Source organism: Pseudoalteromonas sp. S1609 (assembly GCF_005887255.1).
Taxonomy (GTDB): domain Bacteria; phylum Pseudomonadota; class Gammaproteobacteria; order Enterobacterales; family Alteromonadaceae; genus Pseudoalteromonas.
This window is the reverse complement of record NZ_PNDJ01000131.1, coordinates 1-206: the sequence shown is the minus strand read 5'-3', so window position 1 is coordinate 206 and position 206 is coordinate 1. Positions and strand designations below refer to the sequence as shown.

The following is a 206-nucleotide window of genomic DNA, read 5'->3' as shown; positions in this document are numbered from 1 at the left end:
GACCGGTGATCACTAAACCGTCTTCAAGCGCAAGAACGCCCCAGTCGTCGGTTTTTTGATAGTCACCACCTTTTTTGATTAGCTCGTCTTCGACTAAAAATGGCACTACATCTGTTAATTGTACAGCGGCTTCTTCAGTGTTACTAAAGCCGGTAACTTTTTTACCCGCAACCAATGCATTGCCATCAGCATCTTTTGTATTTAAA

1 pseudogene is annotated in these 206 nt (G+C 42.7%); it reads right to left on the bottom strand.

The window, feature by feature from the left end:
• A pseudogene (locus CWB76_RS19045) lies at positions 1 to 206 on the bottom strand (type 1 glutamine amidotransferase domain-containing protein); the annotation flags it as partial.